18 protein-coding genes, 3 tRNA genes and 3 pseudogenes are annotated in these 23893 nt (G+C 59.3%); 12 read left to right on the forward strand and 12 right to left on the reverse strand.

Annotated features, from left to right (window positions below; all coding sequences use genetic code 11):
• Positions 1–41: 41 nt before the first annotated feature.
• From MUN84_RS20735 to MUN84_RS20760, 6 genes are all read left to right on the forward strand, one after another.
• Positions 42–785 (forward strand): ABC transporter ATP-binding protein, encoded by a 744-nt coding sequence (locus MUN84_RS20735; RefSeq protein WP_244695818.1) that lies wholly within the window; start codon positions 42–44, stop codon positions 783–785.
• Between the two features lie 117 nt (positions 786–902).
• Entirely contained in the window at positions 903–1562 is a 660-nt protein-coding gene (locus MUN84_RS20740; RefSeq protein ID WP_244695819.1) for an ABC transporter permease, read from the forward strand.
• Positions 1559–2167, forward strand: a complete 609-nt coding sequence (locus MUN84_RS20745) for an ABC transporter permease (protein WP_244695820.1) — start codon at positions 1559–1561, stop codon at positions 2165–2167. The genes MUN84_RS20740 and MUN84_RS20745 overlap by 4 nt, the downstream gene beginning before the upstream one ends.
• A gap of 60 nt (positions 2168–2227) precedes the next feature.
• Positions 2228–3427, forward strand: coding sequence for an ABC transporter permease (locus tag MUN84_RS20750; RefSeq protein WP_244695821.1), 1200 nt, complete (start codon positions 2228–2230; stop codon positions 3425–3427).
• Between the two features lie 45 nt (positions 3428–3472).
• The gene (locus MUN84_RS20755; RefSeq protein WP_244695822.1) at positions 3473–4855 is read left to right on the forward strand and encodes a sigma-54-dependent transcriptional regulator; all 1383 of its coding nucleotides are present in this window, start codon (positions 3473–3475) and stop codon (positions 4853–4855) included.
• Positions 4856–4961: 106 nt separating this feature from the next.
• Positions 4962–6263: a sensor histidine kinase gene (locus MUN84_RS20760; RefSeq protein ID WP_244695823.1), complete on the forward strand. Its 1302-nt coding sequence runs from the start codon at positions 4962–4964 to the stop codon at positions 6261–6263.
• 42 nt (positions 6264–6305) lie between these two features.
• Here the strand turns inward: MUN84_RS20760 and MUN84_RS20765 are convergent, their stop codons facing one another.
• From MUN84_RS20765 to MUN84_RS20790, 6 genes and pseudogenes are all read right to left on the reverse strand, one after another.
• The gene (locus MUN84_RS20765) at positions 6306–7973 is read right to left on the reverse strand and encodes an SBBP repeat-containing protein (protein WP_244695824.1); all 1668 of its coding nucleotides are present in this window, start codon (positions 7971–7973) and stop codon (positions 6306–6308) included.
• A 204-nt stretch (positions 7974–8177) separates the two neighbouring features.
• Positions 8178–8798: a toxin-antitoxin system YwqK family antitoxin gene (locus tag MUN84_RS20770; protein ID WP_244695825.1), complete on the reverse strand. Its 621-nt coding sequence runs from the start codon at positions 8796–8798 to the stop codon at positions 8178–8180.
• Positions 8799–9070: 272 nt separating this feature from the next.
• Positions 9071–9745: pseudogene (locus MUN84_RS20775) on the reverse strand (toxin-antitoxin system YwqK family antitoxin); the annotation flags it as partial.
• A 109-nt stretch (positions 9746–9854) separates the two neighbouring features.
• A pseudogene (locus MUN84_RS20780) lies at positions 9855–11035 on the reverse strand (acetyl-CoA C-acyltransferase).
• A gap of 141 nt (positions 11036–11176) precedes the next feature.
• Positions 11177–12157, reverse strand: a complete 981-nt coding sequence (locus MUN84_RS20785) for a hypothetical protein (protein WP_244695827.1) — start codon at positions 12155–12157, stop codon at positions 11177–11179.
• A 138-nt stretch (positions 12158–12295) separates the two neighbouring features.
• Positions 12296–12973 carry a VWA domain-containing protein gene (locus tag MUN84_RS20790; protein WP_244695828.1) on the reverse strand — a complete coding sequence of 226 codons (678 nt, stop codon included), beginning with the start codon at positions 12971–12973 and terminating at the stop codon, positions 12296–12298.
• Positions 12974–13326: 353 nt separating this feature from the next.
• Here MUN84_RS20790 and MUN84_RS20795 point away from each other — a divergent pair.
• The 6 genes and pseudogenes from MUN84_RS20795 (at position 13327) to ppk1 (ending at position 18840) form a co-directional block, all read left to right on the forward strand.
• Positions 13327–13413: transfer RNA gene (locus MUN84_RS20795), tRNA-Ser, on the forward strand.
• A gap of 87 nt (positions 13414–13500) precedes the next feature.
• Positions 13501–13577, forward strand: a tRNA-Pro gene (locus tag MUN84_RS20800).
• Positions 13578–13624: 47 nt separating this feature from the next.
• Positions 13625–13698, forward strand: a tRNA-Arg gene (locus MUN84_RS20805).
• 377 nt (positions 13699–14075) lie between these two features.
• Positions 14076–16064 (forward strand): DNA topoisomerase (ATP-hydrolyzing) subunit B, encoded by a 1989-nt coding sequence (gyrB, locus tag MUN84_RS20810; protein ID WP_188557530.1) that lies wholly within the window; start codon positions 14076–14078, stop codon positions 16062–16064.
• 60 nt (positions 16065–16124) lie between these two features.
• Positions 16125–16442 carry a Rid family hydrolase gene (locus MUN84_RS20815; RefSeq protein WP_244695829.1) on the forward strand — a complete coding sequence of 106 codons (318 nt, stop codon included), beginning with the start codon at positions 16125–16127 and terminating at the stop codon, positions 16440–16442.
• A gap of 115 nt (positions 16443–16557) precedes the next feature.
• Positions 16558–18840, forward strand: a pseudogene (gene ppk1 / locus MUN84_RS20820) (polyphosphate kinase 1).
• Between the two features lie 112 nt (positions 18841–18952).
• Here the strand turns inward: ppk1 and MUN84_RS20825 are convergent.
• From MUN84_RS20825 to MUN84_RS20850, 6 genes are all read right to left on the reverse strand, one after another.
• A complete protein-coding gene (locus MUN84_RS20825; RefSeq protein WP_244695830.1) occupies positions 18953–19798 on the reverse strand; it encodes a phosphatase in 846 nt (281 codons plus the stop codon).
• Positions 19799–20080: 282 nt separating this feature from the next.
• Entirely contained in the window at positions 20081–22213 is a 2133-nt protein-coding gene (locus MUN84_RS20830; RefSeq protein ID WP_244695831.1) for an outer membrane protein assembly factor, read from the reverse strand.
• The gene (locus tag MUN84_RS20835; RefSeq protein WP_244695832.1) at positions 22168–22407 is read right to left on the reverse strand and encodes a hypothetical protein; all 240 of its coding nucleotides are present in this window, start codon (positions 22405–22407) and stop codon (positions 22168–22170) included. The genes MUN84_RS20830 and MUN84_RS20835 overlap by 46 nt, the downstream gene beginning before the upstream one ends.
• The gene (locus tag MUN84_RS20840; protein ID WP_244695833.1) at positions 22380–23009 is read right to left on the reverse strand and encodes a hypothetical protein; all 630 of its coding nucleotides are present in this window, start codon (positions 23007–23009) and stop codon (positions 22380–22382) included. The genes MUN84_RS20835 and MUN84_RS20840 overlap by 28 nt, the downstream gene beginning before the upstream one ends.
• Positions 23010–23094: 85 nt before the next feature.
• Positions 23095–23244, reverse strand: coding sequence for a hypothetical protein (locus MUN84_RS20845; protein WP_244695834.1), 150 nt, complete (start codon positions 23242–23244; stop codon positions 23095–23097).
• Entirely contained in the window at positions 23241–23804 is a 564-nt protein-coding gene (locus tag MUN84_RS20850; protein ID WP_244695835.1) for a hypothetical protein, read from the reverse strand. Before MUN84_RS20850 ends, MUN84_RS20845 begins: the two co-directional genes overlap by 4 nt.
• Positions 23805–23893 lie beyond the last annotated feature (89 nt).

Raw genomic sequence — 23893 nt, forward strand, 5'->3', positions numbered from 1 at the left:
CTTTCGCAAGCCTTCCTCACTTTTCCTACCCCGACCTACTCATGGAAAACATCCTCGCCCAATCGGCCGTGCGGCCCCTGGCTACCAGCGCGCCGCTGGCCGCTACCTCCCAGCCCGTTATTCAGCTCCGCGACATTGAGAAAGTCTACCAAACCAAAACCATTGAAACCGTTGCTCTGAACCGGGTAAACCTGACCATCAACAAGGGCGAGTTCGTCTCGATTATGGGACCGTCGGGCTGCGGCAAGTCCACGCTGCTTAGCATTATCGGGCTGCTGGATGAGCCAACCAGCGGCATTATTGAAGTGGATGGTCGCCCGGTGCAGTCGTACTCCGACAAGGAGCTAGCCGCGCTACGCAACCAGAAAATTGGGTTTGTTTTCCAGAGCTACCACCTCATCAACGACCTCTCGGTGCTCGATAACGTGGAGCTGCCTTTGCTGTACCGCACGGGGGTAGGCGGCCGGGAGCGGCGAGAGCGGGCCTACGCTGCCCTCGACAAGGTAGGGCTGAGCGCCCGCACCAACCACTTTCCCAGCCAGCTTTCCGGGGGCCAGCGCCAGCGCGTGGCCATTGCCCGGGCCTTGGCCGGCAACCCCGAAATCATTCTCGCCGACGAGCCCACCGGCAACCTCGACTCCGTGATGGGCGAGGAAATCATGGAACTGCTGCTGGGTCTCAACCGCCAGGAGGGCACCACCATTGTGATGGTAACCCACGACGAGCAGCAGGCCCACAAAACCCAGCGCCTCATCCGCTTCTTCGACGGAAGCCAGGTACAGTGAATCAATTAAGAATTAAGAATGAATAATTAAAAATTGGCTTTAGAGTCCGTCTGAGCTGGTTTTCTCTACTCATTCTTAATTCTTAATTCTTAATTCTCAATTCTTAATTAAAATCCCATGCTTCTTTCCTACCTCAAAATTGCCTGGAAGGTCTTGCTGCGTCGCAAGTTCTTCACCTTCATCAACCTGTTTGGCGTCAGCTTCACGCTGATGATTCTGCTGGTAGTCATGGCCCTGGTGGATCATGTGGTGGGGCCCAACATGCCGGAAAAGCGCATCGACCGCATGTTGTTCGTGAATACTATCCGCCAGCAGATGGCGGACGACCACGGCTGGATGAACATGCCCGCCAGCCTGCATTTCGTGGACGACTACGTGCGCAAGCTCAAAACCCCGGAGAGGATCGGCATCATGTCGAACATCTACAATGCCACGGCTTTCGTCAAGAGTGGCCTACTGCCCCTGGATATCCGCTATACCGACGGCGAGTTTTGGCGCATTTTGGACTTTGAGTTTCTGGGCGGGCGGGCCTTTACCAGCAGCGAGGTGGCCCAGGCTCAGCCGGTGTGCGTCCTCAACGAAACCACGGCCCGCAACTATTTCGGGACGGCCGACGTGGTGGGCCGCACCATCGAAATTGACCTGAAGCGCTACCGCGTGTCGGGCGTGGTGCGCGACGTGTCGGCGGCGCACATTGCTTCCTACTCCGACGTGTGGGTGCCCTACAGCCTGAGCCCCTCGCTGGCGCGCGACAACCGCATCGGGGGGAGTTTATGATTGTATTGCTGGCGCCCAAAACGGCCGCCGTGGCGGCCGTGCGCGAGGAATACCAGCAGATGATGCGGCGGGTAGAAATTCCGAATCCCAAGGAAGTACGGGCCCTGTATTCCTACGCCGACTCCATGCTGGCCAGCTTTACGCGGGCGCTACACTTCGACGGCGGCTCCCAGACGCTGGATAAAGATAACATGGGAACCTTCTACCTGATTTGCACGGTGCTAGGCCTGATGTTTATGCTCTTGCCCGCCCTGAACCTGGTGAACCTGAACGTGACCCGCATTCTGGAGCGCTCCAGCGAGATTGGGGTACGCAAGGCCTTCGGCGCCACGGGCAGCAACCTGGTGGGGCAGTTTCTGGTGGAAAACGTGGTGCTGGCCCTGGTGGGCGGGCTGCTGGGCCTGGGCCTGGCGGCCGGGGCCCTGGCCCTGCTCAACGAGGCGCACATAGTGGCCTACGCGCAGTTTGCCCTGAGCTGGCGGGTATTTGGCTGGGGGCTGCTACTGGCCCTGGTCTTCGGCCTGATGAGCGGCGTGTACCCGGCCTGGAAGATGTCGCGCCTGAGCCCGGTGGTGGCCCTGCGCGGCAGCGGGGAGCAGAAGTAACGGCCAGGCCACCTTACTGGGGCAGCAGCCCTTTTTCCTCTCACCTCATATCCTGCTCGTATGTTTCGGCACTTGTTTAAACTTATCTGGAACCGCAAGCGCAACAACGCGCTGCTGGTGTCGGAAATCTTCTTCTCCTTCGTGGTGCTGTTTGGGGTCGGTACCATGCTCATCACCTTTGGCGCCAACTTTCTCTCGCCCCACGGCTTCGACTCCCAGCAGGTGTGGCGGCTTGAAATCAGGGCCGGGCAAAACGAGACCATGCCCCGCGCCGAGCTCGACGAGGTGCTGCGCCAGGTGAAGGCGCTGCCGGGCATCCGGCACGTGGCCCTCACCAGCGGCAACGTGCCGTTCACGTTCAGCACCAATACGTCGGAGTTTGCCTACCAGGGGCGAAAGTCGGGGCAATCCAACATTTATGACGCCGATGACCGCTACGCCCAGGCCCTGGGCCTGCAGCTGCGGGAAGGACGCTGGTTTGAGAAGGCCGACGACGGCAGCCACTACCGCCCGGTCGTCATCAGCCAGGACCTGCGCGAAAAGCTGTTCGGCCCCGAGCCCGCGCTGGGAAAAGTCTTTTCCTGGGTGGAGCCCGGCCCCAATCCCAAGCCCGAGGACGAGTTTCTGGTGACGGGCGTGGTAGAGAACGTGCGCATGGAAAACGACTTCAGTGCCCCCGTGCCCTCGATGTGGAAGCGCCTGCTGCCGTTTGACACCACACGCTGGGAAACGGCCAACGTGGTGGTGCGCGTGGCGCCCGGCGCGGGCGGCGAGCTGCAGGAAAAAATAGCCCGCACCGTGGCCGGCGTCACGCGCCAATGGACGACCATGGTGCGCGTGATGGAAGATGACCGCCTGCACAAACGCCGCTACACGCTCGTGCCCGTGGTAGGTCTGGCCCTGGTGAGCGTATTCCTGATTGTGAACGTGGCCCTAGGCCTGTTCGGCGTGCTCTGGTACAACATCAGTCAGCGCCGGGCCGAAATTGGGCTGCGCCGGGCCATGGGCGCCACTGGGGCGGCCATCAGCTGGCAGTTTCTGGGCGAGATGCTGGTGGTAACGACCCTGGGCGTGGTGCTGGGCTGCCTGCTGGCGGCGCAGTTTCCGCTGCTGGGCGCTTTCAGCCTGGCCCCCGCGCTGTACCTGGCCGGCATGGGCGTGGCGGCCGTGGCCGTGTACCTGATTACGGCCCTCTGCGCGCTATACCCCAGCCGGCTGGCGGCCGCCATCCATCCGGCCGTGGCGCTGCGCGAAGAATAGGGTGCCGCAAATTACCCGCCGATTTCCTTCCTTCGCCCCTGAGCTATGATACTAATTGCCGACGACGACCTGGCCGTGCGCACTTCGCTGGGGCTGCTGCTGAAGCAGGCTCGCTACGCCACGCGCAGCGTAGCTACACCCGCTGAAGTGCTGAAGCAGGTAAGCGAGAGTCCGCCCCGCCTGCTGCTCCTGGACATGAACTTCTCCCTTGACACCAGCGGGCACGACGGCCTGCAGTTGCTAGCTCAGGTAAAGCGTTTGGTGCCGGCCCTGCCCGTGATTCTGATTACCGGCTGGGGTAGCATCACGCTGGCCGTGGAAGGCATGAAGGCCGGCGCCGCCGAGTTTATCACCAAGCCCTGGCACAACGACTCCCTGCTGCAAACCATCCGCACAATTCTAGCCCTGCACGAGCCGGACCCCGACGCCGACCCCACTGCCTTTTCCCGCCGCCAACTCGATAAGCAGTACAATTTCCGCGGAATTGTGGGCCAGGATGTGCGCCTGTTGCAGGTATTGCGCAACGTAGGGCAGGTAGCGGCCACCGATGCTTCCGTGCTCATCGAGGGCGAATCGGGGACGGGCAAGGAGCTGATTGCGGAGGCCGTGCACCAGAACAGCCAACGCCGCCGCCAGCCCTTCGTGAAAGTAAATTTGGGCGGCATTTCGGCCTCTTTGTTTGAAAGCGAGATGTTTGGCCACCGCCGCGGGGCCTTCACTGATGCCAAAACCGACCGGGTGGGCCGTTTTGAGCTAGCTAATGGTGGTACTATTTTCCTGGACGAAATTGGGGAGCTGGACCTCGGTAGCCAGGTAAAGCTGCTGCGGGTGCTGCAAGACCGCACCTACGAGGTGCTCGGCGACAGTAAGCCGCGCCGCCTCGACATCCGGGTTATCTGCGCCACGAACCGCAACCTAGCCGAAATGGTGCAGCAGGGCCGCTTCCGCGAGGATCTGTTTTACCGCATCAACCTGATTACCGTGCGCTTGCCCGCCCTGCGCGAGCGGCCCCAGGACATTCCGCTGCTGGTGCAGCACTTCGTGGATGGGCTGCGCGCTATCTACAACCGACCGGCCCTGAAGGTAGGCACCCGCGCCCAGCACTGGCTGCAGGAGCAGCCCCTTCCCGGCAACATCCGGGAGCTGAAAAACCTGGTGGAGCGCGCCGTGCTGGTCAGTGGCAAGGACGAACTGGGCCCCGATGATTTTCAGGCCCAGTTCCAACGCGCCCCCACCCGCTCCGCCGAGGTCGGCGAGCTACCCGAGCCCGGCACCATTACCCTCGACGAGCTAGAAGCCCAAATGATTCGCCGCACCCTGGAGCACTACAGCGGCAACATCAGCCGCGTGGCTAAAGCCCTGGGTCTGAGCCGCGGCGCCCTTTACCGTAGGCTGGAAAAATACGCTATTCCGTTTGATGCGGAGTAGCTGCGGGCAGGCATGTGGCACAAGTAAAACCCGGCTTCCTCCTCCGCGTGAGGAGAGGAGCTGGGTTTTAATTCTAGTTTAAAGCACTATCATTTTACCGGCTTTCATGTCTCTGCGCACCAAATTCGTCCTGTTCGTCGTCCTGATTCATGCGGTGCTTATTGTGCTGGCGGGGCAGGTAATGCGCACCAACGCGCCGTTGTTTGTGGGCCTGGAGGTGCTACTGGCCGTTAGTATTCTGCTCACGGTGCAGCTCTACAAGGGCTTTGTGCGGCCCTTCCACCTGATTGCGGCCGGCACCGAAGCCATCCGGGCCAAGGATTTTTCCATGAAATTTGTGCCGGTAGGGCAGCGCGAAATGGACCAGCTCATCGACGTGTACAACCACATGATTGAGGAGCTGCGCAAGGAACGCGTCACTCAGCACGAGAAAAGCTACCTGCTGGAAAGTCTAATTCAAGCCTCTCCGGCCGGCGTGTTGCTGCTCACCTTCGACGGCCGGATTGAGGGCGTGAACCCAGCCGCCGAGCGGATGCTAAACCTGCCGGCCGCGCAGCTGCTCGGGCAGGAGCCCGCCTACTTGCCCGGCGACTGGGGTAGTGCGCTGGCCAACCTGTCGGAGCAGGCGCCGCAGGTGGTGCAGCTCTCCGGCATTCAGACCTACCGCGCCCACTGTTCCCGCTTTATTGACCGGGGATTTTCGCGCCGCTTCATTGTGCTGGAGGAGCTAACCCAGGACCTGATTCGGCAGGAAAAGCAAGCCTATGAGAAGCTGATCCGGATGATGTCGCATGAAATCAACAACTCCATCGGCGCCATCAACTCCATTCTGCAGAGCTTCCACCACTATGCGCCCCAGCTCCGCCCCGATGACCAGCCCGATTTTACGGAGGCCCTCGACGTGTCCATCAGTCGCAATACCCACTTGGCCAACTTCATCGCCAATTTCGCCAACCTCGTGCGCCTGCCCTTGCCCCAATGCCACCCCACCGATGTGCACGAGCTGCTGCGCACCACTGAGCGGCTACTGCACGTGCAAGCTGGGCGCCGGCGCATTCACTGGCACACTGATTTCGCGCCCGGCCCGCTGGTTGTCCGCCTGGATGCCCAGCAGTTGGAGCAGGCGCTGCTCAATATTTGCAAGAATGCCCTGGAAGCCATTGGCGAAGAAGGCAACCTGTGGGTACGCACCAGCCGGGAGCCCGCCTGCATCAGCATTGAAAATGACGGCCCCGGCATTCCGCCCGAGGTGCAGCGCCGCTTGTTCACGCCCTTCTTTAGTACCAAGCGCGACGGCCAGGGCATCGGCCTGACCCTGGTGCGCGACATTCTACTGGCCCACGGCTTTTCGTTCGAGCTGGCTCCAACGCCGCACGGTACTACTGCCTTCACCATCCGGTTGGCTTAGCGCCAGATGGTGAAGGCAGTAGTACTAGGGGCCGGATTGTGCTTACTCAATAGTTAAGCGCCGCGTTTGCTTACCGCACCGCACCAAGTAAATACCAGGCTTGAGGGTGGGGAGGTAGAGGCCTTCCACCTCGTAGGCGGGACGGGCGTTGGCGGCTACTAAGCGGCCTGTGGCATCAAACACCTGCACGGGCTGGTTAGCTTCTAGGCCGGTAGCCCACACGGTGCCCCGGCTAGGATTGGGCCAGAGCGTAAGCTCACTCGGGGCTGGCAGGGCCAGGTCGAGCATGGTAGTCACGAAGAAGCGGTCGGCGAAGTACTCATAGTAAGTGGCGCCCCCGAACAGGGTCGTTGAGCCCAGTGTAAGGTCTGGACCCTGAAAAGTGCCTGCAACCTGCACAGTACCGGTGGCACTGGAGGCCACAGCCAGACCCAGGTCGGTACCGCTGCCCCCTCCGCCCGAAGCCCAGCGCCAAGCGCCCTGGGAAGTAAGCTGGGCCACTACCACATCGGTTTTTCCGGCCGCGCTCAGCAGGGGCAACTGCCCAAAGGCAACCTGGGTGCCGGAAAAGCTACCTGTTACCAGTACATTACCCGCCGCGTCCAGAGCAATACCGTTGCCCGTATCTGTTTCCGGGCCTCCGCCCCGCACGGCCCACTGCCAGGCCCCGTTGGGGTTGAGCTTTGCTACCAGCAGATCAGGATTGGTATCGTCTTTGGGCAGACTGGTTGAACCAACAGAAGCCTGTTTGCCAGCTACCATTCCCGCTAGGTACACGGTACCATCGGGTTCTACCGCGAGGCCATTGCCCCGGGTTTGGGCCGCGCCGCCGCCCGCGGTAGCCCACTGCCACTGGCCCTGGCTATTTAGCTTGGCGGCAAACAGGCTGCTGCGCCAGTTGCCCCGGCGCAGAATTTGGGAGCCAAAGCGGGCTTCATTGCCTTCAAACGTGCCGGTTACATACACGTTGCCACTGGCATCCAGCCCAATGCCCTGGCCGAAGTCATAGCCACCAGTGCCGCCTTCGGTCACCGCCCATTCCCAGGTGCCCGCCGCATTCAGCTTCGCTACGAAGGCATTGTAGAGGCCTTCGTTGTGAACGGAAAGGGAACCAAACATGGCATCATGAACGCGCAAACCACCCGTCACATAGGCGTTGCCAGCCCCGTCAACAGCCAGGGCCGTTCCAAAGATGAAGTTGTTGGTATTCTTGCCGCTGGTATGGTTTACCCGGAGCCACTGTCCGGTCGGGCTTAGCTTCGCTACAAACAGATGGATGCCATAGCTAGGGTTTTGTACCTGCAGCGCGCCGAAATTAGATTCGTAGCTTTTCGTATTGCCAGTGAGGTAAATGTTGCCAGCAGCATCAAGGGCCACGCCGGTGGCCATGTCCTCGTCGCGCCCGCCCGCTCGCACTGCCCACTGGTAGGTACCGGCGGCATCTAGTAGGGCCACAAAAATGTCATAGTCGCCGGCCGCAGTAAGCGTCGTGCTACCCAGCGTAAGGGTCTGTCGGAACGAGCCCACCACCACCGTGTTGCCGGCCCGGTCCGTGGCGATGCCGTGCGCCTGCACCTGCTGACCAAAGCTAGTGGGCTTCTCGCCACCCGTGGCCCAAGTGAAAGCCGGAATCTGAGCTTGTCCGGGTCCACTCAACAAGAGCAAAGCTCCCAGAAAGAATACATACACAGAGCGTAGGGGTAGCAGCATAGCAAAGAAGGCAGGAAGTAAGAAGAATCGGCAGAGAGGAATACCAGCAAGCAACGAAACCTTTCGCGGTGCCAAAGCAAGCAAAGGCCTCGTAACAGACAACATCGCGGCAACGCGACGGTGCCCAGCGGCAGCGAAACCGGTTGTAACCGGCTCGCTGCCCCTGGGCACCGCAAAATTAAGGCCAGATATAGTGATTTTACATTATTTGCGCTTCACCGGCGCGGCGGGCTTGCGGGTAGGAGCGGGCCGGCCAGCAGAAGGTGTTGCATCGGTAGCTACCTGCCCGTTGCGGAAGGTTTTCTTTTCCTGCACCGTCTTGCCATCGGGGGCGAAATAGCTCCATACGCCGGTTTCTTTGCCATTGCGGAAGGCCCCGGTTATTTCGGGCGTGCCATCCTCCCGCAGCTGGCGGAAGGGGCCCATCTTGAAGCCTTTCACGTAGGTAGTCTCCGCTTTAAGCTTGCCAGAAGGGTAGAATTCCTGCCCCAGTCCTATGGGCTTGCCGTTTTCGAAGGTCAGCTTGCTTTGCACGGTGCCGGTGGGGTAGTAGGTGAGCTGCTCGCCGGTTAGCTTGCCATTCACGTAGGTTTCCTGCTTCTGCACCTGCTTGCCGCCTGGGTGAAAGGTACGCCACTGGCCTGCGGGCTGGCCGTTCTTGTACTGTTGCTCTTCCTTCGGGAGGCCGTCCTCGTAGTAAGCCGTAATGCGCCGGTCGCGGCCCTGGTTAGCGTACTCAATCTTTTGCTGGGCTTTCCCCGACTCATAGAAATCCTGCTGGGTGCCCACCAGCACGCCCTGGCGGTAAGTTTGGGTGCTTTTCACGGCCCCGCTTTCGTAGTAGGATTTCGCCGGCCCATCGAGGTTGCTGGTGCCCCGGCCAAGTTTTTGGCCTGCTTGGTCAGGTCGTCGGCCAAGGGGTTTTTTATGGCCCGGCCCACCAGGGTAGCGGGGGCGTAGGTGCCCTCTGTGCGCAGCTTGCCCGAGCGGTAGAAGCTGCGGTAGCTGCCCTTGCCGCTTTTATCGGCCTGCACGTCCGTTTCCACCTGGCCGTTGTCGTAGTACGTTTTATAGGGGCCCGCCAGCAATCCTTTGCTGTACACTCCCTCACTTTGCAGCTGACCGTTTTCAAAGTAGGTTTTCACCGGCCCGTTGGCTTGCCCGTTCTGGTAGGTGATTTCCACCCGGGGCTTGCCCGACGGATACAACTCCCGGATGGCCCCGGCGGGCTGGCCGTTGCTGAGCGTGGTTTCGAGCTTTACTTCCCCGCTGGGGTGGTAGTAGCGCAGCGTGCCCGTCGGCTGATCGTCCTGGTAGGTGCCTTCCTGGGCGATTTTGCCGGTGGGGTAATACGTTTTGAAAGGGCCCTGGCGGACGCCCTGCTGGTAGGTGACTTCCAGCCGCCGGCCGCCGGTAGGATGAAACTCCACGTAGGCTGAGTCGCGCTTCCCATCGGTGTAGCGAGTTTGGGCCTCCAGCTTGCCAGAGTAGTAAAACCGCTTGTAGGGGCCCTGCATGACGGTATCAGCAGCTACTAGAGCCGAAAATATTTCCCGCTTGCGGGTATTCGTAGAATCGAAATAGGTAGTGAGGCGTCGCAGCTTCTGGGCCTGGGCGGCCGTGGAAGTTAGCAGCAGCAGAGCAAGGGCAAGTCGTTTCATAGGCGCAAGAACGCAGTAAAGCAGAAAGTATTTTCGGATGACAACAGGTGGCAAGGGGTAGCAGGTAGCTAAAATCAGCCGAACGATACGCACCCATTCACCCCAAACCATGCATCTGCTACCCACAAAACAAAAGCCCTGCCGCAAATGCAGCAGGGCTTTGACACCTGAGTTAGGCAGAAAATCCGGCGAATTCGAAAAACCCGCCGGAAGTCTGGGCTTACAGTTTTTCTACCACGAGGCTGCTGGCTCCGCCGCCCCCGTTGCAGATGCCGGCTACTCCAATTTTGCCGCCCTCATTGTGCAGCACATTTACCAGGGTAGTAACGATGCGCGCGCCCGAAGCGCCCAGCGGATGGCCCAATGATACAGCGCCGCCGTAAGGGTTCACCTTGGTTCCCTCCAGTTCCAGCAGCTTGTTGTTGGCCAGCGAAACCACCGAGAAAGCCTCGTTGATTTCGTAGAAATCAACATCCTTGGCCTCCAGACCGGCGTGCTTCAGCGCTTTGGGAATTGCCAGGGCTGGGGAAGTGGTAAACCACTCCGGAGCCTGCTCGGCATCAGCGAAGCCCCGAATCAAGGCCAGGGGCTTCACGCCCAGTTGCTCGGCCTTCTCCCGACTCATGAGCAGCACGGCGGCGGCCCCATCATTAAGCGTGGAAGCGTTGGCGGCCGTTACGGTGCCTTCCTTGCCGAAAGCCGGCTTCAGGCCCGCAAACTTGGTGAAATCAGCCTTGGTGTACTCCTCATCGTCGCTGATGATGGTTTCTTTGCCGCGCACCGTAATGGTTACGGGCACGATTTCGTCTTTCTTTTTGCCAGCTTTAGCAGCAGCGGCGCTCCGCTCGTAGCTCTGCTGGGCAAAGGCGTCCTGCTCCTCGCGGGTGATGCCGTAGTGGGTGGCGGTGCGGTCGGCGGCTACACCCATGGCGAAATCGTGGTAGGGGTCCCACAGGCCGTCCTTCATCAGGCCGTCAATCATCTGGCCGTGGCCGTACTTGGCGCCAAAACGAGCCTTGTCGAGGTAGTACGGTACATTCGACATGCTTTCCATGCCACCCGCTAGCACTACCTCCGACTGCCCCAGCATAATGGCTTGGGCTCCGAACATGATGGCTTTGGTGCCGGAAGCACACACTTTGTTAACCGTGGTGCACTCTACCGTGTCTGGCAAACCAGCTTTCTTGGCAGCTTGCCGGGCGGGAGCCTGGCCCAGGTTAGCAGAAATAACGTTGCCCATTATCACCTGATCAACTTCCTGACCGTCAATGCCGGCTTTTTCCAGCGCGCCTTTCAGAGCAATGGCCCCCAGTTCAGTGGCCGACAATGAGGCCAAACTGCCCCAAATGAGCCAATGGGCGTGCGCACGGCGGCTACAATTACTACTTCCTTGATTTGCATAAATTGAATGGGTGGAATGGTTTAGTTTTGGGTGGGCTGCTTTCCCGTAAAGGTAGGAATTCGGCCAATAGGGTAGGAGAGGCGTAGGCTAGAGCAAGCAGGCCCTGCGCCTTAGTGTTCAGCTACTGCCGTTGCCCAGAGTTAAGCTGCTATGAACTTACCAGCCCGGCTTGCCTTTGGGGCTGGGGCGGTGGCTTTGCGGGGCAACTGCTGCAGGTACTGCTGCTCCGCCGTGTGCAGGGCTTCTAGTAGCTGGCGCGCCTGGCCTGGGCTCAAGTTCATTTGCTGCAAACGCGCCCGTTGCGTTTGGGTGTTCGCTTCGGCATTGGTAGCGGCCTCAGTTCCTCCCCGCCGACTTGAGCCGCCCGGCGCTTCCGGGCCGCTTTCCGCATCGCTCAGCCCGCGCACCGAGCCCGGCTCACTACCTCGGCCCACACTGCGCTGAGGCCCTGCTCCTGGCCGGAATCCTTGGTTGGCGGAGCTGCCGGGAGTGGCTGAGGGTTGGGTTGGGTTACGCTGACCGGCGGGGTCAGTCTGGGGTTGAGGAGCTGAGCTAGGGTCTTGTGGTCGGGCAGGGTCTGGGAGGCTACCCGCCTGGTCAGTGCCGGCGCGTGGGGTAGGGGTAGGCGTTGGGCTGTTTTGGGGGCTGCCATCCGTGCCGGGCGGGGGCGTTTGGGGTGCGGCCGCTCGTCGCTCCAGAAAGGCGCGGAGGGCTTCGTAGTTGTAGCGAGCATCCTGATTGGCCGGGTTGGCTACTAGTGCCTGTCGCAGCAACCCTACTGCTTGTACATAATCGTGCTGAGCAGCGGCCAGCGCCGCTAATTGCTGCAACGCTACGCTCCGAATGCCGGGTGTTTTGCTGGTTACCAATCGGCTGTAGTAACCACGGGCCGCGCCCGGCTCCCCGGCCCGCGCCGTAGCGTGCGCCAGATTTAGCCACACTACATCTTCGCGGGAGCCCAGCGTAACGGCTGCGGTTTTATAAGCAGCCGCGGCCGCGGCGTACTCCCGGCGCGCATAGGCCGCGGCCCCTTGTCGAATGGCTTCATTGCGGTCATGAATGCGGGTTAAGCCGCCCCAGGTGCTGAGCAGCAGCATGCCACCTAACAGGGTGTTTTTCACGGCCGAATCACTTTTACGGTAATTAATACATCGAGTAGCAGCAGCAGCAGGCCTAGTACCAAGGGTAGCGGTACCGATTGTCGGCCACGGCTACCGTGCGAACTTGCTCTGCCTGGCCTTCTACGCGGTTAAGCGCATTTAGCAGCAATGGAAACTCATTCCGCCGATCCGTGAGTTCAAAATACTGCCCCCGGTCTGCTCCGCCAACCGGCGCAAGGGTACTGGAGCCAGGCGGGTGACAACTTCCCGGCCCCGGGCATCACGCAAGTAGCCCCGCCCCCCGGTCTGTGGGATGCGGCTGCCTTCCACGGAGCCCACCCCCATTGGAAATACCCGCGTGCCGGAGCGTGCCAGAACGCGCACCGTGGGCTCCAGATTCTCCCCGAAATCTTCCCCGTCCGTTACCAGCACAATAGCAGTAGCGCGGGGTATTGCTGCCGGGGTGGTCATCTGCGTGCTACCCAAGCGCTGCAGCACCAACTCCAGCGGCGGCGCCAAATCAGTGCTGCCGGCGGGCACCAGTGAAGTTTGGAGTGTGCGCAAAAAGAGCTGTAAGGCGGCCTGATCGTAGGTGAGGGGGCACTGCACGTAGGCTTCGCCGGCAAATACAATCAACCCCAGCCGGTCGGCCTGAAAACGGCTGATTAGAGTGCTCAGCTCCGACTTCGCTTTTTGCAAGCGGGAAGGCGCTACATCCACCGCATTCATGGAACGAGAAAGGTCTACCAACAGCCACACATCCTTGCCCGCCGTGCGAACGGGGCGTTGGGTAAGCCCGTACGCCGGACCCAGTAGTGCGGCGCCCAGCAGGCTCACATATAGCAGCCGCAGCCCCAACTTCCAGCCCAGCCGCCAGCCGCGCTGCCCAGCGGAGCCGCCAGCCGACGGGTTCTTAGGGCGTAGCCGAGGTAGAAAAGAAAAAAAAAGAGGACCACCAACCCCTCGGGCCAGCCCAGCGGATACGCCCAGTTCAGCACGATGGTAACCACTTATTGTTCACAATACAAGCGCCGCAAAAGTAAGGTTGAGCCGGAGAATTTAGGAGCTGAAAATGCCTTCTGCGGCTCGCAATGCAACGGCAAGATGGAAGATATTTTTTTTGAAAAGGGTTTGTTTCTCCATTCCGCTTGTATATTTGCACACCTTTCAGCCGGAAAGGAGTTCCACTTGGAGAGGTGGGTGAGTGGCTTAAACCAGTAGTTTGCTAAACTGCCGTAGCTCTAAAGGTTACCGGGGGTTCGAATCCCCCCTCTCCACATAGTTCCTATTATGAGTTAGAAATTGTGGGCTGTATGTTGCACAACAACCTTGGCAGCCCTGGTTTTTAACTCATAATTCTTTTTCGGGGTGTAGCGTAGCCCGGTATCGCGCCTGCTTTGGGAGCAGGAGGCCGCAGGTTCGAATCCTGCCACCCCGACCACAAGATAGCCGTCAGCCCACCTTTGGGGCGGGCGGCTATTTGTTTTTGACCCCGTAGCTCAGCTGGATAGAGCAGCTGCCTTCTAAGCAGCCGGTCATTGGTTCGAATCCAATCGGGGCCACTGAAACCCGCTTTACGTCTTGTGAAGCGGGTTTTTTTATTTATAGCACCGAAATAGCCTACACTATGCCAGCTAGTATGTTGCATGTTACGCGCCACGCCTATGCTGTACATAGCAGCGAATACCACGGGTAAAGTGGTGCAGAAAACAGCTCGTTTAAAACAGATATATCCTGCAATTTATAGTGCAGCTTAGATCTATCTTGGTAGCCCTTAAATAGAGCTACAAGCAGAACGGTGTGGCGCGGCTCTGACTGCCACGGAAGGGAATACACAACGGCTGCTGACGTAGTGGTAAATCGGCCTTTTTGCTGGTAAAAAACGATTTTTTTCGTTATCTTTGCCTACTTACGCACTAAGCGCTGAACCAACCGCAACATGAGCGAAACTAAAGAGAAAAAAGCCCCCGCCGAGTACTCCGCGAACAGCATTCAGGTACTCGAAGGGCTCGAAGCCGTGCGCAAACGTCCCTCGATGTACATCGGCGACACCGGTATCAAAGGCCTGCACCACTTGGTGTGGGAAGTAGTCGATAACTCCATTGACGAAGCCCTAGCCGGCCACTGCGACACGATCCACGTGACCATTAATGAGAACAACTCCATAACCGTCCGCGACAACGGCCGCGGTATTCCCGTTGATTTCCACCAGAAGGAAGGCCGCTCGGCCCTGGAAGTGGTGATGACGGTGCTGCACGCCGGCGGCAAATTCGACAAGGACAGCTACAAAGTATCCGGTGGTTTGCACGGGGTAGGCGTCAGCTGCGTGAATGCCCTGAGCAAGGACCTGAAAGTAACCGTGCGCCGCAACGGCAAAGTGTACGAGCAGGAATACAAAATTGGGGCGCCGCAGTACCCGGTTAAAGAAATTGGGGAAACGGAGGAGCATGGTACCCAGGTAGAGTTTCTGCCCGACGATACCATCTTCACGGAGTCCGTCTACAAGTACGCTACCATTGCCTCGCGTTTGCGGGAACTGGCCTACCTGAACCGCGGCATCCGCATTACCCTGACTGACCGCCGGGAGCCCGGCGAAAACGGCGCGGAGTTCCTGGGCGAAGAGTTTTACTCCACGGGCGGCCTGGCCGAGTTCGTGCAGTACCTCGACGGTTCGGAGCGCCACGCCCTGATGCCGGCCCCCATTCACGTGATCAGCGAGAAGGGTAGCACCCCAGTGGAGGTAGCACTGCAGTACAACGACTCGTATCAGGAGAACATTTTCTCCTATGTTAACAACATCAACACCCACGAAGGCGGTACGCACGTAGCCGGCTTCCGCTCGGCCCTGACCCGCACGCTGAAGGCCTACGCCGATAAATCAGGCAAGCTAGAGAAAGCCAAGGTGGAGATTTCTGGGGAAGACTTCCGGGAAGGTCTGACGGCCGTTATTTCGGTGAAGGTAGCCGAGCCTCAGTTCGAGGGCCAGACCAAAACCAAGCTGGGCAACAACGAGGTAAGTGGCGCAGTAAACACCGTAGTTGGTGAAATCCTGAGCCAGTACCTGGAGGAAAACCCCAAGGAAGCCGGCATCATCGTGGAGAAAGTAATTCTGGCTGCTAAAGCCCGGATTGCCGCCCGCAAGGCCCGCGAGATGGTGCAGCGCAAAACCGTGCTGGGCTCCACCTCCCTGCCCGGTAAGCTGGCCGACTGCTCGGAATCGGACCCCGAAATCTGCGAGATTTACCTGGTAGAAGGTGACTCGGCTGGTGGCACGGCCAAGCAGGGCCGCAACCGGGCCTTCCAGGCTATTCTGCCGCTACGAGGCAAGATCCTGAACGTGGAGAAGGCCCAGGAGCACCGCATTCTGGAAAACGAGGAAATCCGGAACATGATTACGGCTTTGGGCGTGAGCTTCGGGGTAAACGCCGACGTAGAGAAAGGGATTGAGGCCGACGCCAAAGCTCTAAACACGGCCAAGCTGCGCTACCACAAGGTCATCATCATGACCGACGCCGACATCGACGGTTCCCACATCCGAACTTTGATCTTGACTTTCTTCTTCCGCTACATGCGCGAGCTAGTGGACCGTGGCTACATCTACATTGCCCTGCCGCCACTCTATCTTGTGAAGCGGGGCAAGGAAGAGCGCTACTGCTGGACCGAAGACGAGCGCGCGCAGGCTCAGGAAGAGTTGGGCCGCGGCAAGCCGGAAACGGTGAACGTGCAGCGCTACAAGGGTCTGGGCGAAATGAACGCCGAGCAGCTCTGGGAAACCACCATGCAGCCCGCTACCCGCTCCCTCAAGCAAGTAACCGTGGAGTCGGCTGCCGAAGCCGACCACCTGTTCTCCATGCTCATGGGCGACGAGGTAGCTCCTCGCCGCGACTTCATCGAGAAAAACGCCAAGTACGCGAAACTCGACGTGTAACTGATTCTAGAAAAGGCCCGCTGCAAAGCGGGCCTTTTTGCTTTTAACCCAAATGGAAACATGCGGCAGCTAATTTCGTCAGGGGCTCCCTGGGAGCCGGTTGTGGGGTACTCGCGGGCCGTGCGCGTGGGCAATGTGGTGGAGGTGGCCGGTACTACCGCCCAGGATGGCGACACGATTACGGGCGCTGATGCCTACCAGCAGGCGCAACGGGTTCTAGTCAAAATTGGGGAGGCGCTGGCGGCGGCCGGTGCTTCACTGGAACACGTGGTTCGCACCCGCATCTACCTCACGAACATGGCCAATTGGGAGGCCGTGGGCCGAGCCCACGGGAGGTGTTTGATACTATCCGGCCCGCCTCCACCATGCTGGCGGTAAGCGCCCTAATTGACCCGCGGCTGCTAGTCGAAATAGAAGCCACTGCTATTATTCCGGGCTAGCCATACTTCTACGGGCGTTTGCTCGTATTTTGTCCGGCCTTTCCTTACTCAGTATGAAATTATTCAAATCTGCCGACCTCATCCGCAAAAGCAAGTACATCAGCCGCGACCTGAGCTGGCTGCGCTTTAACTACCGGGTGCTAGATCAGGCGCGCGACGCTAGCCGCTCGCTCTTCGATCGGCTGCGCTTTATTGCCATTACCAGCAGCAACCTCGATGAGTTCTTCATGATTCGGGTGGGCTCACTCTATAACTACATCGACTACGGCAAGGAGCGGGTAGACTACTCCGGGCTGCGCGAAATGCCTTTCCGGCGTAAACTGCTGGATTTTGCCCACCGCTTCATCAACGACCAGTCGCTGACTTACTTGAACGAATTGAAGCCACTGTTTGAGAAGAACGGCTTCAACGTACTCAAAATGGAGGAGCTTACGGAACTGGAGCTGAAGAAAGCTGATGGCTACTTCAAGCACACCATTTTCCCGCTGCTTACCCCCATGGTGTACGATTCCTACCACGGCTTCCCGCTGATGATGAATCAGATGCTCATCTTCGGGGTAGTAACGCGGGCCGGGGCGGACTTGACGCCGAGGCGGAGCGGGGCCAGGAGCGCCTCACCTTCGTGCAGATTCCGCAGAACCTGTCGCGCTTTTTTGAGCTGACCCGCAAAGACAAGGTGATGTTCGTGCCGATTGAGGAAATCGTGCGGGCCAACCTGCCCAAGCTGTTCCGCAACGTAGAAATCGTATCGGCCGACTTATTCCGCATCACCCGCAACGGCGACTTTACCCTGGAGGAGTCTGACGACATTGACGTGGACTTCATCAAGGAAATTCAATTGGGCCTCAAAACCCGCAAGAAGGGTAGGGTCGTGCGCCTGGAGGTGGAGCCTAACGCCTCGGCCTTGCTGATGCAGGTGCTGCGTGAGCGGTGGAACATTGATAACGGCAACGTGTTCGTTATCAACTCCCTGATTGATTTAAAGGGGTGTTGCAGATTTTGAAGCACCCCAATTTCCGGGGCAAGGGCTTCCGGCAGCCCGCCGCCGTCACGCCCTTGAGCTTGCCGGAGGGTGCCGATGACAACTTGTTTGAATACCTCAAGCACCACGATGTGCTCCTGCACCATCCTTACAACAACATCGACCCGTGGTTCGGCTACTGGAGCAGGCCGCCGAGGACCCGCACGTACTGGGCATCAAGCAAACCATTTACCGCCTGGCCGACGACTCCCGCGTAACGGCCGCGCTACTGAAAGCGGCCGAAAACGGCAAGCACGTATCGGTGCTGTTTGAGGTGAAGGCGCGCTTCGATGAGGAACGCAACATTCGGGAGGGCGCGAAGCTGGAAAAAGCGGGTTGCTTTGTCATTTATGGGGTGAGCAAGTACAAGACGCACACCAAAATGATGATGATTATCCGCAAGGAAGGGGAGAAGGTGACGCGCTACGTGCACATCGGCTCGGGTAACTACAACGAGCAAACCTCGCGCATTTACACCGATGTAAGCCTGCTTACCACCAACGACGTGTACGGGCACGACGTATCGGAATTCTTCAACGTAATTACTGGCCACTCCCAACCCGACGACTACGAGTACCTGATTACGGCGCCCAAGGACATGCGCCAGCAGCTGATTTCCCTGATTCGGGAAGAAGTGCGCAATGCTAAGAAGGGCCTACCCAGCGGCATCGTCATGAAGATGAATTCCTTGGAAGACAAGGAAATGATTGACGAGTTCTACAAGGCCAGCAAAGCCGGCGTGCCTATCCGCTTTATCGTGCGTGGTATCTGCTGCCTGCGGCCGGGTAGGGCGGGGCTTAGCGAAAACATTGAGGTGCGCAGCATTGTGGGCGACTACCTGGAGCACTCCCGCATGTTCTACTTCCACCAGGCCGGTCACCCCAAGGTGTACGCCGGTTCCGCCGACCTGATGGTGCGCTCCTTCGACCGGCGTATTGAGGCCCTGTTCCTGATTGTAAACCCCCAGCTCAAGCGCGAGGCCATTAACATTCTGTACTTCAACCTGAAGGACAACCAGAATACCTACGTGATGCGCGAAGATGGAGCCTACATTCAGCGCCTACCCGATAATGAGGAGCCAGCCTTCAACGTGCATAAGGAGTTCTACAACAAGAACTTCGGACTGGTATCGGAAACCTTGCTCTACGATGAATGGCTGTCCTGCGCCACCATTCGGGCCAGCGCTACCTCCGACGCGGCCGACAACCCGCCCTCGGTGCCCGTGGATGATGAACCCAACGCCACCGAGGAAACAGCAGTGACCGTGGACTTGGGCGCTGAGCCCGCCGCTGATTCGGAGGCGGCGCTGGAGTAAATACAGGGCATAAGGGTAAGAAGGTAGGAGGGCAGGAGTCGGGTGAATGGCAAACGTGCCAATATTTCACCCGACTCTTGCCCTCCTACCTTCTTACCCCCTTACCCTAAACTCACTCTACTTCTGTGGGGCGGCTTTGCATGGCGGGCTTGGGGCAGCCAGGCTTCAGGTCGCCTTCGGCGCGGAACTCGTCGAAGTGCTCCTCGAACAAGGTTTGCAGCATGCCATCCTTCAGGCCGATATCGGGCACAATCATCTGGTGCACATTGGCCCATTCCATGGCGGAAAGGTAGATGTGGCCGGCGGGCACGATGACATCGGCCCGGTCGGGGTTGAGCAGGGCCACGTTCACCCGCTCATCCATGCTCATGGAAGTGAGGTGGTCGAGGATGGTGGCAATGCGGCGGCGGGTAACGGGCTTATCGACGCCCGCCTGAGCCATGCTGTAGAGCTTGTTGATGTTGCCGCCGGTGCCAATGGCCCGGGTTACGTGGTAGCGCCGAGCGTTTTCCGTTACCCATTCTTCCATGCGCTGCCAGGTTTCGCGCATGGCTTCCGTGCTCAGGCCCGCTTCTTCCTGCTGCATCCGCCGAATGGAGCCTACCTCAAACGACTGCGAGGCTACCTTGCGCCGGTCGTGGTAGATGTTGAACTCAGTGCTGCCTCCGCCCACGTCAATGTGGATGTAGTGCTTTTTGTCTTCGAGCAGGTTTTCGATAACGCGGTTGATGAAAGCGGCCTCATCCTGCCCGTCAATAACCCGCACCGTCATGCCGAGCTGCTGCTGAATGCGGGCGGCTACCTCTTGTCCGTTCTGGGCGGTACGCATGGCCGAAGTAGCACAGATCAAGTAGTGGTTCGGGGCCACATCGTGTACCTCCATCAGCAAGCGCAGGGCGTGCAGAAACTTAATGAACTTCTCTTCCTTTTTAGCCGAAATCCGGCCGCTGGCAAACACATCCTCGCCCAGCCGCAGGGGTAGCGTACGTATTCCACACGCTTGAGCCGGTACCGGTCGCCGTAGTGTAGCACGGCCGAAATCTGGCAGCGCACGGCGTTGGACCCAATATCAATGGCGGCTAGTTTCAGCAGAGGATATTCCATTCAGAGAAAGGTGTGGCGGAAGGGGACAAACAAATATAGCCGGTCAGAAGGGGTGGAAAGTCATTAGGGCCAGCTAACAAGCAAAGCGTGTCCCATCCTTCCTTGGAACAGGATGCGCCTTAGAGGGTGCAACCTGTTAGTTATCAATGCGGAAGCCCAAGCCCACCTGTATCAGGCCATTTTCCGGTGATTTTTGATACGATACCGACAAAGCCAACTGATCTGAAACGGGCGCGATGTAGAAGCCCGCTCCGTAGCCACTGTGCCAGCCATCCGGCGAACTGCCTTTAAAGTACACCCGGCCCCGGTCGTAGAACCCAAATACACCGTAGGAAAAGGGCAGAAAAGAGGTTTGCACCCGCCCTAGGGCTAGGCGCAGCTCCGTGTTCAAGTAGAGGCTGGCGTCGCCGGTGAAGCGGTTGCGGTAGTAGCCGCGCAGGTTTTCGCGCAGGCCCAGGCTGGTGAACTTGTAGAAGGGAATATCGTCGTCGTTGCCGTAGTTGCGGCCACCGCCACCCTTTACTACCAGCGTTACCGGAATGCCCAGGCGCGCCGTGCCGTAGTATTCGGCAAAGCCCTGGGTCAGGCCGAAATTGCCCCTGTTGCCGTTCAGCTGGTGGTAAGTATCGTGCTGCACCCGCAGGCGTACCCCGCGCCGAGCAAAGCTCTGCCGGTCGCGCAAGTCTATGTCCAGCAAGGCATTTAAACCAAGCAGGCGCTGAAAATCGGTGTTGGGTATTCGGTCGTCCGGTACGGTCGTGTTGCGGCGTTCTAGCTGCCCTAAGTAGCTGTTGCCGGCGTAATTAGAGGTGTACTGCTCGTAGGTGGGACCAATGCGGAACAAGCTGCGCTGCCAGAAAACTCGTTCTGCAAAACCGTTCAGCGTGAAGCCTTTGTAGCGGGCCTTGTAGTACTTATCGTCGTAGCGACTTTGGTCCTTATCAGTGTCGTTACCTAGCCCGAAAAAGTTGTAGAAGGGGAAGAAGTTGCCGTATTCAGTACGCGCGCCTACATCCCACTGGCCAAAGGCGTAACGGTGGCGCGAGGCCAGCGAAACTTGGAAGTTACCGCCGCTAGAACCCCGGATGTCAAAGGAATACACGTTTTTGAAGCCCGGCTTGCGGAAACCCTGGCGCACGAAATCTACCCCAGCGCCTACCCCCAGCCCATCGTTGGCATTCACGATGACGGTAGCCCGGGGCTTGTACGTGTTATACTCGAACTCCTCCTGGTTGTAGCGGTTGATGTCGGGCCGGGTGGAGGTGCGGTTGTCACTTTCCGGGCCCAGCTTCAGGTCGGTATCGGGCACGTCATACACCTTTGTGAGCGTGCGCAGGCCTGCCGCGCGCGAGTCATCGGCAATCTGGTCTTTGCCGTCGCCGCCGATGATGCGCACCAGCACACTACGCTTGGCCGTGCCGGTTACCGTAAACGTGTCCTTGCCATCGAGGCCGTAGAGGCTGATTTCCTGAGTTTCCTTGGGCGAAAACGTGCGGTCAAACAGGGCCGGGCCGTTGGGCTCGTTGCCTTCCTTAGCCTTGTCGAACATCTGCACCCGTACCCGGCCGTCGGCTTGGCGGCTTATTTGGAACACTTCGGCCTTGTTGGAGCCAACTACGTCCACGCGCTTGGCCAGCAGCAGGTAGTACTCGTCCAGGGCTTGGGGTAGGGCCTGGATGCGAGCTTTGAGCTTGCGGTTCAATTCATTACCCGATAGGGCCTGCAACTCGGTGGGTAGGGTGGCAGTTGCTTCGTCAATGGCCGCGGGCGTAATGCGTGCCTGCAGGTAGCGCCCAATCTGCTGCCATTGCTCCCGGCTTAGGCTTTGCAGCAGGAATCGGTCGAGGTGGCGGGCAGGCCAATTCAGGCTTTTTAAGTCGTGAAACTCGGCCTGGAAATCCTCGATGCTCGGTACGGCCCATTCCCGGTTGGCCAGGTAAGTAAGTGCCCCGTTCCAGAGGGTAAACGACTGGTCCCGGTCGCGCGGAATAGGCTTGTAAACCGTTTTCTTACCGTTTTTATAGCCGGCCCACTTCCAGTTGTCCTCGTGCTTACCAAAGTCAGCCACCAGCATATCGAAGGCCCGGGCACGACCCAGGTTCTCGGCATCAATGCGGTTGTCGTGGTCTTTGTAGAGCTGGCGAAAAAAACTGAACGACCGGCGCACCTCATCGGCCCCGCCGAAGCCGGGCAGGTTGGGCTTAGGGTCCACGGGGCGGTCTTCTAGGGTGCCAAGCAGGCCGGCGTACTCCTGACGATAGGGGCCCAACTGGTTGTTATCGGGTAGTACAAACAGTCGGGGCGGGCGTGCAGAATGTCAGTTTTATCGAGCAAGGAGCCGGTTACCAGCGCCGAGTAGGGGTGAGCCGTAGGCGTGATGTCGCGCAGCACATCGGCGGCGAAAGAGCGGCGTAGTTCCGGCGGCAGGATGCGGGTCACGTCCTTATCGACGGAGCGAAACACGTACTCCGAGGAATCGGCCGCAATGAGCTTGAGGGAGGTAGTCTGGCGTCCGCCCCACGGCCGAAGGGGCGCAAGCCGCCCTTCTCAGTGGCAAGGTTCAGGGTTGGCACCGGCACGGGCTGGGTCCAGGAAGTGCGGTACAGGTCGCCGAGCCAAAAGCGCGAGGACCGGGTGCCGGCGTACTGCTTGCCGGCGGCCAGGGTTTGAGTAGGCTGGAACGGCGCATCGGGCTTGGTTTCTGCTACCCCCGCCGGCCCGCCCGGACATTCGGGAATAAAGCTGTTGACCGGCACGTTGGGCAGGCGCGGCTGCTGGCAGGCCGATTGAAATAGTGTAGCTGCATACGCTTCCTTAACGGCAACACTAGCCCCGTTAAAGGTGTAGAACGTCGTTTTTACCGTGCCGTCGGCAAAGTAGTCCAGCTTGGAGAATCCTTCAGCCGACTCGTTGAACTGCGACTGGGCATTGGCGCCTACGTGTTGCTTTTCAACGAAGGAACCCGAAACCAAGTGGTAGCTGCCCTCGGCCTGGGTTAGTTGCAGGCTGAAATCGTGGGCGGCGGCGTACACGGCGCCGGGGTGGTCCTTGAGCGTGTTCAGCATTTCCTTCTGAAACTGCTGGTAAGCCGGGTTGGCCAGGTCGCGGGGGAGCCCACGTTCTGGCGGTAGGCAGCGTACACCGTGCCCGCTACCGGGGTAGCAAATGGCGACTCAGGGGCATATGGCCACCGTACACGCCGTTGCTGATAACGGGCTGGTGACCCACCAGCAGCACATTCCGGCCCTTGGTTTCATCCAACACGTCCTGCAATTGCTCCCGGAACTCCTCCGGCGTCATGGTCTTGCAATCGGTGTCGGGGCTTCGGGACGGTCGTAGGGATGAGTCCACCACGGGGAGTTAATGGCCACGAGGCGCACGGTAGGGGCTACGTCCACGATTTCGGGGCCGGGGCAGCCGCCCGTAGGCACGAAGGCGTTCTGGCCGGGCAGCCTTTCCTCGATGTACTTTTCCAGCCGACGTACCCGTTTTAGCCCGTCGGGGCCGGAATTTGCCCAGTCCTTGTCACCGGGCACAAAGTAGAGCTTGCCGTTAGGCAAGCCCTGCACTAGGGCAATTAGCGCATCGGCGCGGGCCGTTTGGCTGGCTTGGCTGGAGTCTTTCTGGCTACCCAAGCCGGTATTGCCCACAATGTCGCCGAGGTGAACTACCGTGAAAGGGCCAGTCTGCTGCTCCAGAGTACGGCGTAGGGCCTGCAACCGGCTGGAAGGCAGCTCCGCGGAGGCGGTATTACCTAGTAGAAAAACCGAGTGTGCTGGCGGGACTGATTGGCCAAAAACCGGGACAGAGGCCACTAGGCCCAGGCCAGTTAACAGCGCGTGAGTGTAACGTAGGGGCATGGAAAGGGGAGTGTAGAACGTCCTACTACGCAAAAATCCGCAATCCGATATAACTCCTTCTTACTTCCCTCTGGTAAGGGCAACGTGGC

This window comes from Hymenobacter sp. 5516J-16 (assembly GCF_022919335.1).
GTDB classification, from domain to species: Bacteria; Bacteroidota; Bacteroidia; order Cytophagales; family Hymenobacteraceae; genus Hymenobacter; species Hymenobacter sublimis.

Coding starts and splice junctions, on each gene's coding strand:
- MUN84_RS20735 (WP_244695818.1), top strand. CDS start 42: ATGGAAAACATCCTCGCCCAATCGGCCGTGCGGCCCCTGGCTACCAGC.
- MUN84_RS20740 (WP_244695819.1), top strand. CDS start 903: ATGCTTCTTTCCTACCTCAAAATTGCCTGGAAGGTCTTGCTGCGTCGC.
- MUN84_RS20745 (WP_244695820.1), top strand. CDS start 1,559: ATGATTGTATTGCTGGCGCCCAAAACGGCCGCCGTGGCGGCCGTGCGC.
- MUN84_RS20750 (WP_244695821.1), top strand. CDS start 2,228: ATGTTTCGGCACTTGTTTAAACTTATCTGGAACCGCAAGCGCAACAAC.
- MUN84_RS20755 (WP_244695822.1), top strand. CDS start 3,473: ATGATACTAATTGCCGACGACGACCTGGCCGTGCGCACTTCGCTGGGG.
- MUN84_RS20760 (WP_244695823.1), top strand. CDS start 4,962: ATGTCTCTGCGCACCAAATTCGTCCTGTTCGTCGTCCTGATTCATGCG.
- MUN84_RS20765 (WP_244695824.1), bottom strand. CDS start 7,973: ATGCTGCTACCCCTACGCTCTGTGTATGTATTCTTTCTGGGAGCTTTG.
- gyrB (WP_188557530.1), top strand. CDS start 14,076: ATGAGCGAAACTAAAGAGAAAAAAGCCCCCGCCGAGTACTCCGCGAAC.
- MUN84_RS20815 (WP_244695829.1), top strand. CDS start 16,125: ATGCGGCAGCTAATTTCGTCAGGGGCTCCCTGGGAGCCGGTTGTGGGG.
- MUN84_RS20840 (WP_244695833.1), bottom strand. CDS start 23,009: ATGCTGAACACGCTCAAGGACCACCCCGGCGCCGTGTACGCCGCCGCC.
- MUN84_RS20845 (WP_244695834.1), bottom strand. CDS start 23,244: ATGACGCCGGAGGAGTTCCGGGAGCAATTGCAGGACGTGTTGGATGAA.
- MUN84_RS20850 (WP_244695835.1), bottom strand. CDS start 23,804: ATGCCCCTACGTTACACTCACGCGCTGTTAACTGGCCTGGGCCTAGTG.